This window comes from Pseudomonas sp. S37 (genome assembly GCF_016658545.1).
Taxonomy (GTDB): Bacteria; Pseudomonadota; Gammaproteobacteria; order Pseudomonadales; family Pseudomonadaceae; genus Aquipseudomonas.
This window is the reverse complement of record NZ_JACVZC010000030.1, coordinates 37970-51723: the sequence shown is the minus strand read 5'-3', so window position 1 is coordinate 51723 and position 13754 is coordinate 37970. Positions and strand designations below refer to the sequence as shown.

Annotated in this window: 15 protein-coding genes; 5 read left to right on the top strand and 10 right to left on the bottom strand. The window is 63.2% G+C overall.

The window, feature by feature from the left end:
* Positions 1-83: 83 nt before the first annotated feature.
* Together IAE39_RS12615 and dinG are read right to left on the bottom strand one after the other, a co-directional pair.
* Complete coding sequence (locus IAE39_RS12615) at positions 84-2318, bottom strand: beta-galactosidase (protein WP_201202802.1); 2235 nt, start codon at positions 2316-2318, stop codon at positions 84-86.
* 79 nt (positions 2319-2397) lie between these two features.
* Positions 2398-4542, bottom strand: a complete 2145-nt coding sequence (gene dinG, locus IAE39_RS12610; protein WP_201202801.1) for an ATP-dependent DNA helicase DinG — start codon at positions 4540-4542, stop codon at positions 2398-2400.
* A 98-nt stretch (positions 4543-4640) separates the two neighbouring features.
* Between dinG and IAE39_RS12605 the strand changes: the two genes are divergently transcribed.
* Positions 4641-5105 carry a CopD family protein gene (locus tag IAE39_RS12605; protein WP_201202800.1) on the top strand — a complete coding sequence of 155 codons (465 nt, stop codon included), beginning with the start codon at positions 4641-4643 and terminating at the stop codon, positions 5103-5105.
* A gap of 120 nt (positions 5106-5225) precedes the next feature.
* On the opposite strand, the gene IAE39_RS12600 is transcribed toward IAE39_RS12605, so the two are convergent.
* From IAE39_RS12600 to IAE39_RS12585, 4 genes are all read right to left on the bottom strand, one after another.
* Positions 5226-5984, bottom strand: a complete 759-nt coding sequence (locus IAE39_RS12600; RefSeq protein WP_201202799.1) for a collagen-like protein — start codon at positions 5982-5984, stop codon at positions 5226-5228.
* Entirely contained in the window at positions 5977-6252 is a 276-nt protein-coding gene (locus tag IAE39_RS12595) for a DUF1145 domain-containing protein (protein WP_201202798.1), read from the bottom strand. Before IAE39_RS12595 ends, IAE39_RS12600 begins: the two co-directional genes overlap by 8 nt.
* A 100-nt stretch (positions 6253-6352) precedes the next feature.
* Positions 6353-7072, bottom strand: coding sequence for an OmpA family protein (locus tag IAE39_RS12590; protein WP_201202797.1), 720 nt, complete (start codon positions 7070-7072; stop codon positions 6353-6355).
* Between the two features lie 89 nt (positions 7073-7161).
* Complete coding sequence (locus IAE39_RS12585) at positions 7162-7854, bottom strand: OmpA family protein (protein ID WP_201202796.1); 693 nt, start codon at positions 7852-7854, stop codon at positions 7162-7164.
* A gap of 159 nt (positions 7855-8013) precedes the next feature.
* Here IAE39_RS12585 and IAE39_RS12580 point away from each other — a divergent pair, with 159 nt between their 5' ends.
* Genes IAE39_RS12580 through IAE39_RS12565 form a run of 4 tightly spaced genes read left to right on the top strand, consistent with a single transcriptional unit; the run spans position 8014 to position 9677 of the window.
* A complete protein-coding gene (locus IAE39_RS12580; protein ID WP_201202794.1) occupies positions 8014-8508 on the top strand; it encodes a DUF6231 family protein in 495 nt (164 codons plus the stop codon).
* A 2-nt stretch (positions 8509-8510) separates the two neighbouring features.
* A complete protein-coding gene (locus IAE39_RS12575; protein WP_201202793.1) occupies positions 8511-8987 on the top strand; it encodes a YchJ family protein in 477 nt (158 codons plus the stop codon).
* A 2-nt stretch (positions 8988-8989) separates the two neighbouring features.
* Positions 8990-9466: an LEA type 2 family protein gene (locus IAE39_RS12570; protein ID WP_201202791.1), complete on the top strand. Its 477-nt coding sequence runs from the start codon at positions 8990-8992 to the stop codon at positions 9464-9466.
* Between the two features lie 7 nt (positions 9467-9473).
* Complete coding sequence (locus IAE39_RS12565; RefSeq protein ID WP_110679145.1) at positions 9474-9677, top strand: SEC-C metal-binding domain-containing protein; 204 nt, start codon at positions 9474-9476, stop codon at positions 9675-9677.
* 457 nt (positions 9678-10134) lie between these two features.
* Here the strand turns inward: IAE39_RS12565 and IAE39_RS12560 are convergent, their stop codons facing one another.
* From IAE39_RS12560 to IAE39_RS12545, 4 genes are read right to left on the bottom strand one after another with little or no spacing between them, the layout of a single operon-like run.
* Positions 10135-11037: a pyridoxal-phosphate dependent enzyme gene (locus IAE39_RS12560; RefSeq protein WP_201202788.1), complete on the bottom strand. Its 903-nt coding sequence runs from the start codon at positions 11035-11037 to the stop codon at positions 10135-10137.
* A complete protein-coding gene (locus IAE39_RS12555; RefSeq protein ID WP_201202786.1) occupies positions 11034-12245 on the bottom strand; it encodes an MFS transporter in 1212 nt (403 codons plus the stop codon). The genes IAE39_RS12560 and IAE39_RS12555 overlap by 4 nt, the downstream gene beginning before the upstream one ends.
* Entirely contained in the window at positions 12242-13030 is a 789-nt protein-coding gene (locus IAE39_RS12550; RefSeq protein ID WP_201202785.1) for an alanyl-tRNA editing protein, read from the bottom strand. Before IAE39_RS12550 ends, IAE39_RS12555 begins: the two co-directional genes overlap by 4 nt.
* A complete protein-coding gene (locus tag IAE39_RS12545; protein WP_201202783.1) occupies positions 13027-13731 on the bottom strand; it encodes a serine O-acetyltransferase in 705 nt (234 codons plus the stop codon). The genes IAE39_RS12550 and IAE39_RS12545 overlap by 4 nt, the downstream gene beginning before the upstream one ends.
* Positions 13732-13754: the final 23 nt, after the last annotated feature.

Sequence of the window (13754 nt, the reverse complement as noted above, 5' to 3'; positions counted from 1 at the left end):
TGGGGCTGCTGCGCAGCCCAATCCGACCGGTCCGGCGCTCCGGCAAGGCCGCTCCCACAAAAGCGAACGGCGTCAGCCTGTAATCAGGGCGCTGGTTTTTCCAGCTGGGTCCGCAGCTGGGCCATGGTTTGCAAATTGCTCTTGCGCACCGCGTCGACAAACCCCGGGTACGGCATATCGGTGATCGCCACCAGCCCCAGGTGGCCGTTCTCGCCGTCGAGCAGGCGGCCGCTGGCCGGCTGGTCGAGGTACTGGAACCAGTGCGCGCCGACGATCATCGGCTGCTCAAGGGCCGCCTTGAGGAAATTGCCATAGGCCGGACCCCGGTCTTCTTCGCGCACCAGCTCCAGTGGCCCGGGCCAGAAGGGCCCGCGATCACGTGAGCCGAACTGGAACTCGGACACCAGCACGGGTTTGTCCAGCTCGGCCAGACGGGCGAAGTCGTAGCCGTCCTGCGGTTTGAGGGTATAGAAGTTGAAACTGAGCACATCGCAGAATTCGGCGCAGGCCTTGACTGCCTCCGGCGTGCTGACGGCATAGCGGCCACCCAGCAACAGGTGGTTGGGCGCGTGCCACTTCAATGCATCGGAAATGGTCTTGAAATAGGTTTCGGCAAATACCTGCTGGAAATGCTGGTAGTCACGCTCGATTTCCGGATGCTCCGGGTTGGGCAATGGCGCCTCGAAGCCTGGGTCTTCCATCAGTTCCCAGGCAGTCAGTTCGATGCCCCAGGCCTTGGACAGCCCCTCCTGGTTGCGGTACTTGTCGCGCAACTGCTTGAGGAAGGCGCGCTTGGCCGGCACGTCGGTGGTCAGGCGCAAGGTGCCGTAGGCCAGGCCGTAACGGGCCTTGGGGTCGTCACCCGGTGCAGCCCAGGCCAGCTCGTTGTCGGCGAAATAGCCAATCAGCCAAGGGTCATCACGGTGATCGCGGGCGGCAATAGCCACGGCACGTTCGGTAGCCATGGCAAAGCGCGGGTCGAACGGGTCGGGCATGCGGCCCCACCAGTCCATGCCAGTGCTGATGCTGGCGTAATCGCCAACGATCGACAGCGGCAAGGTGTATGGCATACGCCTGGCCTGGTCGAGGGCTGGCTCACTCCAGTTACCGATCGTGTTGAAACCCCATGCCTGCAAACGGTCAAGTGCATGCGCTTGCCAGCGTGCTGCATCCAGCGCCAGCGGTGGGCAAGCGGCCGGCTGCCCTTCTGCAGGGGGCGGGCAGGGTTTGCCATAGGTACGCTGCAGGTTGGCGGCATAGAAGTCGAACCAGCGCCCTTTCTTGAAATTGCGCCCTTGCGACGAGGTATTGCCATCGTCGTTGTTGCCTTCGCCATAGAACGCGGCCAGTGCATCGCCCTCACCCGGCAAAGCCTTGAACATGGTTTCGCGCCCGGCGGTGTAGGTACGCCCGCCGTCGGCTGCCACGGCATTTACCCCCAGCGAGTAGAACGGGTGCCCCTCCGGCGTTACCAGGTACCAGCGGCCATCTCGCTTTTCAGTACGGAAGAAGCCCTTGGCCGTAAACGCCGGCCCGGCCACCAAGCCACCGTAGGCATCCAGGTGCTGCTTGCCACGCTCTGCCAGCCAGCCCTTGAGCTGCTGCTGTTCACGGCTATCGGCTGCTTTGAGCTGGTCGTCATTGGCAACCTTCTCGGGCCAGTTACCTCGCGTGGATTGGCCGTAAGCATCGATCAATTCGTGATAGGCCGCCTGGTAGGCCTGGTCGTCATCCTGAATACCCACCCGCTCGATCAGCAGGTTCTGCGCCACCTTCGGGTTGGGGATGCTGAGGCTGATCGAGGCCACCTGCTTGAGGTCGACCGCGCCAGTACTGCTGGTCAGCAACAGGCGCTGGCCAGCATGGTTCCAGGGCATCGGCGGGCCGGCGCGCATGCCCTGGCTGAGTGGCGAACTGGCCGTCAGCGGCACCATCACGGTTTGCGCGGGGCCAGCCGGCAGGTCGATACGGCTGGTCAAGGTACGGCCATCGCTGCCTTGCACCGTAACATCCACGGTCAGCGCCCAGTCCATGGCACTTTGTAGGCGCAAGGTGAGGAACCGCCCGCTGGACCAGTCCCATACGCCACCTTGCGGGCTCAGGCGCAGGACTGGACGTTGGGCCGGGTTGAACACCACACGCCGCAACACCTCGCCTTCAGCCGTTTGCTCCGCGTTGTACTGCGGCATGCCGGCATCCTCGGTCGCCACATTGACCACCGAGGCCGGGCGCACGAAGCTGAACAGCGTCTGTTGCCCGGCCAGCAAGGGCGAGCTGAACAACAGGGCGAAAACGGCAGGCAAGGTACGGCGGACCATAAGGCTGAGGCTCTCCTTCAGGGCCGTCATGGCCCAGGACTGAGTAATGGACAACGCGCCGCAGCAAGTGCTCCGGCGGTCAGGAAATCTCCCGCCGGAACGGCGGCAGCGCATTGAGAATAGCCTTGCCGTAGCGCTGGGTGACCAGGCGCCGATCCAGCAAGGTGATGACGCCGCGATCCTGCTCGGTACGCAGCAGGCGACCGCAGGCCTGGATCAACTTGAGCGAGGCGTCGGGCACGGCAATTTCCATGAACGGGTTGCCGCCGCGGGCCTCGATCCACTCCGACAAGGCGGCTTCGACCGGGTCGTCGGGCACAGAGAAAGGAATCTTGGCGATGACCACGTGTTCGCAGTACGCCCCCGGCAAGTCGACGCCTTCGGCAAAGCTGGCCAGGCCGAACAGCACGCTGTGCTGGCCATCGTCGACCCGCGCCTTGTGCTTGTTCAGGGTTTCCTGCTTGGACAGGTTGCCCTGGATCAGCACCAGCTTGCGCCAGTCACGGTCCAGGCCGTCGAACACGTCCTGCATCTGCTTGCGCGAAGAGAACAGCACCAGCGCGCCGCGGGCATCTTCGACGATATTCGGCAGCTCGCGGATGATCGCCGCCGTGTGCGCCGCCGCGTCGCGTGGGTCGGCCTGCAGGTCGGGGACCCGCAGCAGGCCGGCATCGCCGTGCACGAACGGGCTAGGCACTACGCAGGTGACCGCATCACGCGGCAGCCCGGAGCGCATGCGGAAGCGGTCGAACTTGCCCAGCGCGGTCAATGTCGCCGAGGTCACCAGCGCACCATGGGCCACGCTCCACAGGCTGCGACGCAGCATTTCGGCGGCAAGGATGGGGCTGGCGTTGACTTCGATGTCGAACAGCGCACCGCTCTCGGCCAATGTCAGCCAGCGCGCCATCGGCGGGCTGTCTTCCGGGTCTTCGGCGGTAAAAGCCGTCCACAGCTCCCAATTGCCTTGGGCACGTGTGACCAGGCTGCCGAACAGCGGGTACCACTCTTCGGCCTGGTGGCTGGCAATGCCGATGCTGACCTCACCGTCCATGCCTTCCTTGAGCAGGTCGGCCAGGCGGGTGAACAGGTCGTTGAGGCGGGCAAAGCCTTTTTTCAGCTCGATGCCCACTTCGCGGATCTGCTCTGGCACCACCCCCCCCTCAAAGCGGTAACGCGGGCGTTCACGGCCTTCGGTGTCTTCGCTCGGGCGGAAGTCGGCCACCTGCTCGCACAGGGTGAACATGAATTGCTGCTGGGTACGCACTTCACGCGCCAGCTCTGGCACCTGCTCGATGTACTTGCCCAGGTCACCGGGCAGCGGATGCTGGGCCAGCAGCTTGGTCAGGTTCTTGGCGGTCTGCTCCAGCCAGTCGGCAGTGGAGCGCAGGCGCGAATAATGGGCGAAATGGCCGATGGCCTTGTCCGGTAGGTGGTGGCCCTCGTCAAACACGTACATGGTGTCACGCGGGTCGGGTAAAACCGCACCACCGCCCAGGGCCAGGTCGGCCAGCACCATATCGTGGTTGGTGACGATCACGTCGACCTTGCCCATGCCTTCGCGGGCCTTGTAGAACACGCACTGCTGGAAGTTGGGGCAGTGGCGGCCGGTGCACTGGCTGTGGTCGGTGGTCAGGCGGGCCCAGTCCTGGTCTTCCAGGGCCTCGGGCCAACTGTCGCGGTCGCCGTCCCAACGGTTGCCAGCGAGCTTCTCGATCATGCTGTTGAACAGCTTCTGGCTGCGCTCGTCGACTTCGATGTGGAAGCCTTCTTCCTCGAACAGTTGGGCGGTGGCCGACTGGGCGTGGCCCTCCTGCAACAGGATGTCGAGCTTTGACAGGCACAGGTAGCGGCCACGGCCTTTGGCCAGCGCGAAGCTGAAATTCAGGCCGCTGTTGCGCATCAGGTCGGGCAGGTCCTTGATGACGATCTGCTCTTGCAGGGCCACCGTCGCGGTGGCGATCACCAGGCGCTTGCCGGCTGCCTTGGCGGCCGGGATCGCGGCCAGCGCGTAGGCGACCGTCTTACCGGTACCGGTGCCCGCCTCCACCGCCACCACGGCAGGCTCGCCGGCACGGCGGCCTTCATCGTCGCAGGCGATGTCGCCAAGCACTTTGGCCACTTCGGCGATCATCAGGCGCTGGCCATAGCGCGGCTTGAGGCTCTTGGCTTCGAGAAAACGCGTATAGGCGCCCTGGATGGTGGCTTTGAGTTCGTTGCTGATCATGGTCTGCAGGCGCCCGGAGGGCTGGATATATTTTCAGTGTTTCGCATGGGGCGGCTATCATACCCCGCTATTGCCCTTTGTGCCGCATGGAGATCCGGATGCTTGCCTTTGCCCTGCCCTACACACTGCATGTTCTGGCCGCCCTGGTATGGGTCGGCGGCATGTTCTTCGCCTGGCTGGTGCTGCGCCCGGCAACGGTTGCAGCCCTGGAAGGGCCTGCCCGCCTGCGCTTGTGGGTGGAAGTTTTCCGACGTTTCTTCGGCTGGGTCTGGCTGGCTGTGGCGATTTTGGCGATCAGTGGTATCGGCATGTTGCACGTGCGCTTCAGCGGGTTCGAGACCGCGCCTAAGTATGTCCAGGTGATGATCGGCGGCGGGATCGCCATGTTTGCCTTGTTCATGCGCATTCAGGCGTTGCTGCTGCCGGAGCTGAAAGCGGCGGTGCAGGCCGAGAACTGGTCGGCAGGTGCGGCAGTGCTGGGGCGGATTCGGCGGATGGTGGGCATCAACCTGCTGCTGGGCCTGGCCGTGGTGGTGGTGGCCAGTTCGCGGCTGATGATATGACTGGTTTTACACGGTACCTGTAGGAGCGGGTTTACCCGCGAAGAATCCAGCGCGGTGGATGGCACCGGCTTTGCCGGTGTTCGCGGCTGAAGCCGCTCCTACAAGGGATCGCAGTACGTTTTAGAGGCGCTGCAGGATCAGCTCACCCTCAGCCCCCGCCAAGCCAGGCTGGCCTGGTTGCCCGGGCCGGCCATTGGCACCGGCATCGGTGCGGTACACCAGGCACCCCTTGCTAGCCCCACCTTTGCCGGCCTTGCCTGCCGCACCCGGTTTGCCCGGTGCCCCGCCATCCAGGCGCACGATAATGCGCTCCTGCGGGTAGCCCTGCGGCACGCTCAGGCGAACGCGCCCACCCGGCGCACCATCGTGCCCGTTGCCACCATCATCGCCATTGGCACCGCGGCTGGCCTGGCCCCAGGTGCAGCCACCGGCCTGGCCGTTGCCACCGTCGAGCCCCACGTAACCCGGCGCACCCGCGCCACCGCGTGCATCGATTGCGACCCGGTCGGCATCCAGTTCAGCCAGTTTCAGCTCCAGGCTGCGGCCCGAACGGGCTGCCCGCTGGTAACTACCCGCCGCCCCGGTGGCACTGAACTCACTGCCCTCGCCCAGCCGCGCGCTGCGCGCCTCGATCAACAGCGGGGTATCGGAAGGCGCAACAACGATGCGCGCATCACGCCCCAGCTCCAGCTGGTCAACGGTCAATTGCGCGAGTGACGCAGGCAGCATCAGGGTTGCCGCGTCAGCAACACGCAAATGCGTAAGGTGGACGCTGGCCGACTTGTCGGGCAGGCGCAGCATGGAATTGGCGGCAACTTCCAGGCTCTCGGCCTGGGCAAGGGGGGCCGCCAACAAGGCCAGCAACATCAGATTACGCATTTCGTGGCGCCTCCTGCGCACGGGGAATGGACATGACATGGAATATACCCGTCAACAGGATCTGCAAGCGATCGAACCAGCGATGGCTGCGCCCACGCAAGCTGGCGTTGAAGAACAGCACTTCAAGCAGATGCAGGCTCAGCAGGAAAATGCCAGCGGCATTGATCAACAGATTGAAAGGCAGCGGTTGTGGCATCAGCTGATTGAACAACACCACACCCCAGAAAGCGACCGTCAGGACCTTGCCCAGGCCCAGGATGAACTTCATACCCCGCCCCTATAGATAGTGTTGTTATGTCGAGACGGCCCGAGCGAGCGGGCCGTGCGACCAACATTAACTGCAATGCCAAGGCAGGCGCCAGCACCGCTCAGTTGAGGTGCAGCTCCACCCGTCGGTTGCGCGCGCGGCCCTCTTCGGTTTCGTTGTCGGTGACCGGTTCGCTTTCGCCGCGGCCCTGGCTGGTGACCTTGCCCGGCTCCAGGCCCTGGCCGATCAGGTACTCGGCCACGCTACTGGCGCGGCGTTCGGAAAGCGCCTGGTTGTAACTGTCGGACCCGACGCTGTCGGTGTGCCCGATCACCCTGACCTTGGCAACCGTCGGGGAATCGAGCTGCGCCACCAGGCCTTGCAGGCGCTGTTTGGCCGCCGGGGTCAACTCAGCGGAGTCGAAAGCGAACATCACCGCGCCGTTGTCATCGAGGATGATCACATCCGGCGAGGGCTCGGGAGCAGTGGCAGGTGCTGTCGCCGGGTACTCCTTCAGCGGGCAGCCCATGTGGTCGACCGCCGTGTTGGCGGGGGTATCGGGGCAGTAGTCGCGTCGATCAAAAATACCATCGCCATCTTCGTCACCGTCCTGGGCAAAGCAGATCAGCCCGCCGGCGACGGCGCCCAAGGCACCGCCAGCCGCAGCCCAGGCAGAACTTTCGACAGCGCCCAGGCCGCCACCGACCAAGCCGCCCAGCACGCTGCAAATGGGCCAGGTCCTTTGGTTGAGGGGCGCGCTGCCATCGCTGTGCGTGGCGCAGCCCGCGAGCAGGCTGGTAGCCACCAACAGCGGCAGAGCCGCCTTCGACGTCACACTCATGCTGAATGCTCCTGTGTCATTGGCCATAAACGGCGGACCGGCTTCAATGCGCGCCCGTGCCACTGCTCAAGGCACGGGCATACGCCGTTTCAACGCTGGATCTTGATCTCGGTACGACGGTTCATGGCACGCCCTTCAGCCGTGGCATTGTCTGCCACCGGTTGGGTTTCACCGGCACCGATCACCGAAATGAAGCTGCTGCGCGGAACCCCTTCCTCGACCAGGTAATCGGTTACCGAATGGGCACGGCGCTCGGACAGTTTCTGGTTGTAGCTGTCGGAGCCGACGCTGTCGGTATGGCCGCTGACGCTCAGGCGGGCAGAGGGCGCTTCCTGTTTCAGGCGCGTGGCAATGGTATTGAGGCGTTGCTTGTCGCTGGCGGTCAGGCGCGCAGAGTCGAATTCGAAGTGCACATCGCGGATGACGATGACTTCTTCCTTCTGCACCACCACTTCCTCGACCACCGCAGGCGCAGGTGGCGGGCAGCCATCGGCATCAACCTGCACACCGCGCGGGGTGCCTGGGCACTTGTCACGGCTGTCCGGCACGCCATCGCCATCCTCGTCGCCATCACCATGGGCCCAGCAATAGCCCGCCGCCAGGCCACCGCCGAGCAACGCGCCCCAGCCAGCCCAGCTGGAACTTTCGATGGCGCCCAGGGCAGCGCCGCCTACACCCCCGACGGCGGCACATTTCGGCCAGTCGGTTTTTTGCAAACCTGCACAACCAGTCAACACACTGGTGAGCAGTACCAGGGGTAACGCTGTGCGTACTATGCTCATTTCATTGCTTCTCCTAGGGGGAATCGGCATAAGGCCGATCTCTGGGAGTAAAGACCGCGCATTCCAATGCTGCCAGCAATAAGCCACGACGCGGTCACATGCCTCTTTGCCCGCAAGCCGCGGCCCGCTAGTCTTGGACGACTTGAACGAGGATTGGCAATGACCGACGGTTTTTCCCAACGCACCCCGCAGCAGGCCCTGGCGGCCCTGCTCGAACGCTTTACCCCGCAACGCCTGCTGCTGGTGGGCACGCGCTTCCCGGCGCTGGACGCCTTCGCCCAGGCGCACCCGCAAGTGACCATCGCCAGCGCGGCCCCGGGCCCGCTGCCAGCCGAGCTGGCGGCCCAGCGTTTCGACCTGGCGGTGCTGGTGGACTGCCTGGAACACCTGCCCAAACGCACCGGCCTGGAGCTGCTGGGCGGCATCCGCAACCTCAATGCCAGCCGGGTTGCCGTGCTGGCCGACCTGGCCGCCTGCGGCTGGCAGGACACCGACTTTTTTGCCCTGGCCCTGTCGGCCAGCGAGAAATTCTGCCGCGACCAGCAGGTCTTGAGCCTGTTCACCTATGATCTACATGATTACAAGCAGGTCCCGGACTGGCTCAACGCCCGGTTCTGGGCCAACCCTGAAAACTTCGGCAAGTACTGGTGGTAATGATGAGTGTCTCGGTCTGCCCTTGCGGCAGTGGCAACCTGCTTGACGCCTGCTGCGGGCATTACCATGCCGGTACCCCGGCACCGGATGCCCAGACGCTGATGCGCTCGCGCTACAGTGCCTACGTACTGGGCCTGGTCGACTACCTGGTGGCCACCACCCTGCCGGCCCAGCAAGCCGGCCTGGACCGCGCCGCCATGGCCACCTGGAGCGCCCAGAGCACCTGGCTGGGCCTGGAAGTGGAAAGCGCAGAGGTGCTGGGTGGCCAGCCGGAGCACGCTTTTGTCACCTTCACCGCGCGCTGGCACGACACGGACGGCGACCACCAGCACCGCGAGCGCTCCGCGTTCGTGCAGCACGCCGGGCGCTGGTACTTCATCGACCCTACGGTCGGCCTGAAGGCCGGGCGCAACGACCCTTGCCCCTGCGCCAGCGGGCAGAAATTCAAGAAGTGCTGCGCCAGTTACATGGAGAACTGAGCATGATCCAACACGCCCGTCTGCTGCTACTCGGTACGCTGATGGCGTGGTTGACGGGCTGCGCCAGCTGGGGCGGTGATGACTGGCGTGAACCTGAAGTGCACCTGGTCGAGGTCGAAACGGTCAAGGCCAGGTTGCTGCAACAAGAGTTCGTACTGCACGTACAGGTCGACAACCCCAATGACAGCCGCCTGTTCATCCGCAGCCTGTCGTATACCGTACGCCTCAACGACCTGCTGCTGGTGCAGGATGAAGAAAGCCTTTGGCGCAGCGTGGGCGGGCATGCCCGGCGCACCTTCAAGATCACCGCGCGGACCAACCTGTGGCAGCAACTGAAACCCCTGGCCAAGCTGCTGAAAAGCGGGCAACCGCTGCATTACACCCTTCAGGCCGAACTGGCGACAGGGCTACTGATTCATCGAGACCTGCACTTATCGCGCAGTGGTGAGATAATCCCCGGCGATCACTTCCCGGAGTAACCCTGCAATGTCCCAACAACCCCACGTTCATGGCCCTGACTGCAACCACGACCATGACCACCACCATGATCACGATCACGGCCATGTGCACGGCCCGCACTGCAACCACGGCCATCAGGAGCCGGTACGCAACGCCCTGAAGGACGTTGGCCGTAACGACCCGTGCCCGTGCGGCAGCGAGAAAAAGTTCAAGAAGTGCCACGGCGCCTGACCGGCTGCTTTTTGCAGGAGAGGCTGTAGGAGCGGCTTTAGCCGCGAACACCGGCTACGCCGGTGCCATCCACCGCGTCGCATTCTTCGCGGGTGAACCCGCTCCCACAGGTAGGGTAAAGGCCTCAGGCTAGCGCGGTCCCTGTAGGAGCGGCTTCAGCCGCGAACACCGGCTATGCCGGTGCCATCCACCGCGTCGCATTCTTCGCGGGCACGCCCGCTCCCACAGCTAGGGTACAAGCCTCAGGCTGGCGCGGTCCCTGTAGGAGCGGCCTCAGCCGCGAACACCGGCTATGCCGGTGCCATACACCGCACTCGATTCTTCGCGGGTGAACCCGCTCCCACAGGTAGGGTACAAGCCTCAGGCTGCGCGGTCCCTGTAGGAGCGGCTTTAGCCGCGAACACCGGCAAAGCCGGTGCCATACACCGCGTCGCATTCTTCGCGGGTAAACCCGCTCCTACGCCGCCTTGCGCCGGTTCGCGCCGAGCAAATCCTGGTACCACAGGCCGGCGTCATAGGCGATGGTCACCAGCGTGGTACCGACATAGCGCGGGTGCTGGGCCATGCGCTGGGCAACCGCGAGGCAGGCCGCAGCGGTATTACCGACAAAAATGCCACTTTGCATGTAGAACCAGCGCTGCGCAGCCAGCATCTCCGGGTGTTGCACCTGCGCCCGCTCATCCACCAGCGACCAGTCCATGAACGGCGGGCACACGCCCACCGCCATGCCCTCAAAACGGTGATCGGTGAACACGCCAGCCCTCGAGTCACAGCCACTGGGGTCGACCAGCACCGTAGACACCTCGAAGCCATGGTCCTTCAGCCCCAGGGTGATCCCCGTAAAACTGGCACCCGTTCCCGCGCAACCGACAAACAGGATTTCCTTGCCGGCCCCGGCATTGGTCAACTGCAGCGCCAGCTCGCTGGCTGTCTGGTAACGGTGGGCTTCGATACCCACCGGGTTGTTGAACTGGTCGGTGTAGAAGTATGACTTGCCCAGCTCGGCCTGGTGCTCCAGATGGTGCATTACCACATCCTTGGGGGTGGCACCGGCCATCAGCATTTCCTTGCCAATCAGCCGGGCACCGAAACACTCCAGCAAGTCCCGCTTGGTCTGGCTGAAACTCAGCCCTACCGCCAGCTCTACCGCCACCTGGTACTTGTGGCAGGCCGCCAGCAAGCCGAAGCCAAAACTGCCTCCGGTTTTTTCGATGACGGTTGTCACCCCGGGAATGATGTCGCCATTGCGCACAGCATGTTCGACGATGCGCCGGGCCGCCCGGTATTTGTGGCTGCCGCCCGGGTTGTTCATTTCCAGCTTGGTGTAGATACGATCGCTGACGCTGATGAGCTCGCTCATTTGCGGCTACCTTCCATAGAGGTTTGCAGGCAGGCCTTGTTCTGCAGCAGGCCAGCAGTGGCAACCAGCAGCCCGATGCACAGGGCCATGCAGATGGCATTGGTGCCGTCCCAACCGACCGTGCTCAGCAACAGCGAAGGGCTGAACGCACCGATGGTGGCGAAGATGGCAATGCCCAGGTCGTTCTTGCCCTGCATCTGCATCGCTGCCGGGCTGTTCTGCAGCGACTGGGCCAGCAACGCGCCGCCACCGACATAGGTCAGGTTCCAGCCCAGCCCCAGGGCAACCAGTGCCAAGGTCATCATGGCGTAGCTGTGCGACCAGATATTCAGCGCCGAACAGCCGATCAAAAGCGCCAGGCCCGCACAGATGGTGGTACGAATGCCCAGACGCTGGATGATCGCGCCGGTGAAGAACGAGGGCGCGAACATGGCTATCACATGCCACTGGATCGCCAGGCGCACATCAGTGAAGTCCTCATGCATGTGTTTCATGTGCATCGAGGCCTGAATCATCAGCAGGTTCATGATGCCGTAGCCCAGCGCCGCGACAGCCATTGCCACGATAACGCTCGGGCTTAACGGCTCGTTGCGAGTACTGGTCGACCTGGCGGTGCTGTTGGCTGCACTGGCCATGCCGGTATCGTTGGGCAGGCACAGGGCAATCAGCAGTGACAGCAGCGCCAGGCCGACAAACGCGGCATAACACAGCGAAAACAGGGGGTAACCGCCTACGTCACGTAACCACTCGGTGAGCGTCGGCCCGACCACGGCGGCAATCACACCGCCGGCCACGACCAGCGAAAGGGCTTTGGGCTTCAACGCCTGGGAAAGGTTGTCGGTGGCCGCAAAGCGGTTGAAGTTGGCGAAGGCGATGTAAACGCCCAACGCCGAATGGCTGAATACCAAGGTTGCGAAATGCTGGTGCTCCACCGCCAGAAAGCCGCTGACGCCAGACAGTGCCAGGGGGATCGCGCCCAGCATGAAGGCCTTCTTGCGGCCGATGCGGCTCATCAGCCTGGAAACCGGATAGGTTGCCAGCATCAGGCACAGGAACTGAAACCCGTAGGGCACCGTGGACCATGCGGCGTCCGGCGCCAGGGCAGCGCCGACGATGGCAGCCATGGTCACCGACATGACGGCTGTAGTCAGGTTGATCGACTGTGCGGTGAAATACAGATACGTGCGCCGCGGCAGGGTGCTGCTCATAGTGAGTGCTCGTGGTAGGTGGACAGGTCGATTTCGGCCTCGGGGAACACGCAGATCAGCCGTTCCTTGCCTTTGCCCAGGCGTTTGCGCCTGACGCTCAGGCGCCCGATGCGCCGCGGTGAATCGAGGTGCGTGCCACCGCACGGGATCTCGATGCCGTCGTAAGTCCACAAACGCGCGTCTTCCAGCCCCTCGACCGCGTAATGCTCGATGGGCGCATCGCAGCCGATCAGCTCATTCGCCCGCCGCTCTATTTCAACCACCTCTTCGGCCGTGAAGGCGTCCTCGACCAGGAAGTCGAAACGTGCCGTGTCCTCCTTGATATGGCAGCCGATGGTCCATTGCTTCAGTTCTTCACGCAGCCCGACGGCAGCGGCATACAGGAAGTGACTGGCACTGTGCGACAGTGTTAGCCGTTCGCGCCGTTCGATATCGATGGTGACGCGGGCCGGCATGCCGACGGTGACATCGTCCAGCAAGTGCAGGTCGTCCGGGTGCAGGCTGTGAATAATGATGCCGCCCAGTTTTCCGCCTTTGAAACCTTCCAGGCGAATGGGACTGCCGTACAGTTTTTTCACCCAGACAAAGCGCACAGTGCCGATCGGTAATTCAATTGTGCCGAAGTCAGCTTCCTGACCGCCGCCTTCCGGATAGGCCACGGTACTTTGCAACTCGATGCCATCACTGTGCACCCGTGTTACTTGCGTATTGGCACCGGCCAGGTATTGGTCTTTGTAATACAGCTTCTCGGTATTGCGCAAAACTTCATAGTTCAGAGCGTTCATGATTCAAGTACCACCTGCAATGATGTTTTAACCTGCACCCTGGCGGCGGCAGGAACGTCTTTGGTAACAATGCAGCCCGGCCCGATAAAGGCGCCGTCACCGATATGGATTGCACCCAGTACACTGGCGAAAGCGCCTATCTGTACGCGGTTGCCGAGGGTCGGGTGCCGGGCACTCGACGGGTTGTCGCTGATACCGCGGGCGCCTAGGGTGACGCCGCCAAGCACGTAGCAGTCGTCGCCAATGGTCGAGGTTTCACCGATGACGGTACCCATGCCGTGATCGATGATGAAGCGCGCGCCGATGCTGCTGCGGAAATGGATTTCTGCCCCCGAGAGCATCTTCCCGCGCCGGGAAATCATGGCCGCCAGGCATTGGCCGCCGGCCCCGTATACCGCAGCACTATTGCTGTACACCCAATGGGCAAGTCGATAATGCAAAACCGCCGAATAAGAAGTGTAAGTTCTGGCAATGAATACCAGGTCGCGGCCGGCCGCCGGGTCTTTGGTGGCAAACGCCAGCAAGTCGGCATGCGCCTGCCCGGTGACACTTTCAATGACATCTGTATTTTTCAGCGTTTCGAATTCTTCAATTGAACAGCACTCCAGTAACGCAGAGGTCACAAGGTTTTTTACAACTTTGTATGACTCCAGTTCATCAGGCACAGGAAGCCTGGCAATGACGGCTGATTGCATGTCCATAGGTGCAGGGCTCGTTATCCAGT

Excerpts from the sequence above, each read along its gene's own strand:
- IAE39_RS12595 (WP_201202798.1), bottom strand. The coding sequence starts at position 6,252 with ATGAAGTTCATCCTGGGCCTGGGCAAGGTCCTGACGGTCGCTTTCTGG.
- IAE39_RS12545 (WP_201202783.1), bottom strand. The coding sequence starts at position 13,731 with ATGGACATGCAATCAGCCGTCATTGCCAGGCTTCCTGTGCCTGATGAA.
- IAE39_RS12600 (WP_201202799.1), bottom strand. The coding sequence starts at position 5,984 with ATGCGTAATCTGATGTTGCTGGCCTTGTTGGCGGCCCCCCTTGCCCAG.
- IAE39_RS12570 (WP_201202791.1), top strand. The coding sequence starts at position 8,990 with ATGATCCAACACGCCCGTCTGCTGCTACTCGGTACGCTGATGGCGTGG.
- IAE39_RS12550 (WP_201202785.1), bottom strand. The coding sequence starts at position 13,030 with ATGAACGCTCTGAACTATGAAGTTTTGCGCAATACCGAGAAGCTGTAT.
- dinG (WP_201202801.1), bottom strand. The coding sequence starts at position 4,542 with ATGATCAGCAACGAACTCAAAGCCACCATCCAGGGCGCCTATACGCGT.
- IAE39_RS12575 (WP_201202793.1), top strand. The coding sequence starts at position 8,511 with ATGAGTGTCTCGGTCTGCCCTTGCGGCAGTGGCAACCTGCTTGACGCC.
- IAE39_RS12590 (WP_201202797.1), bottom strand. The coding sequence starts at position 7,072 with ATGAGTGTGACGTCGAAGGCGGCTCTGCCGCTGTTGGTGGCTACCAGC.
- IAE39_RS12585 (WP_201202796.1), bottom strand. The coding sequence starts at position 7,854 with ATGAGCATAGTACGCACAGCGTTACCCCTGGTACTGCTCACCAGTGTG.
- IAE39_RS12605 (WP_201202800.1), top strand. The coding sequence starts at position 4,641 with ATGCTTGCCTTTGCCCTGCCCTACACACTGCATGTTCTGGCCGCCCTG.
- IAE39_RS12555 (WP_201202786.1), bottom strand. The coding sequence starts at position 12,245 with ATGAGCAGCACCCTGCCGCGGCGCACGTATCTGTATTTCACCGCACAG.
- IAE39_RS12560 (WP_201202788.1), bottom strand. The coding sequence starts at position 11,037 with ATGAGCGAGCTCATCAGCGTCAGCGATCGTATCTACACCAAGCTGGAA.
- IAE39_RS12565 (WP_110679145.1), top strand. The coding sequence starts at position 9,474 with ATGTCCCAACAACCCCACGTTCATGGCCCTGACTGCAACCACGACCAT.
- IAE39_RS12580 (WP_201202794.1), top strand. The coding sequence starts at position 8,014 with ATGACCGACGGTTTTTCCCAACGCACCCCGCAGCAGGCCCTGGCGGCC.
- IAE39_RS12615 (WP_201202802.1), bottom strand. The coding sequence starts at position 2,318 with ATGGTCCGCCGTACCTTGCCTGCCGTTTTCGCCCTGTTGTTCAGCTCG.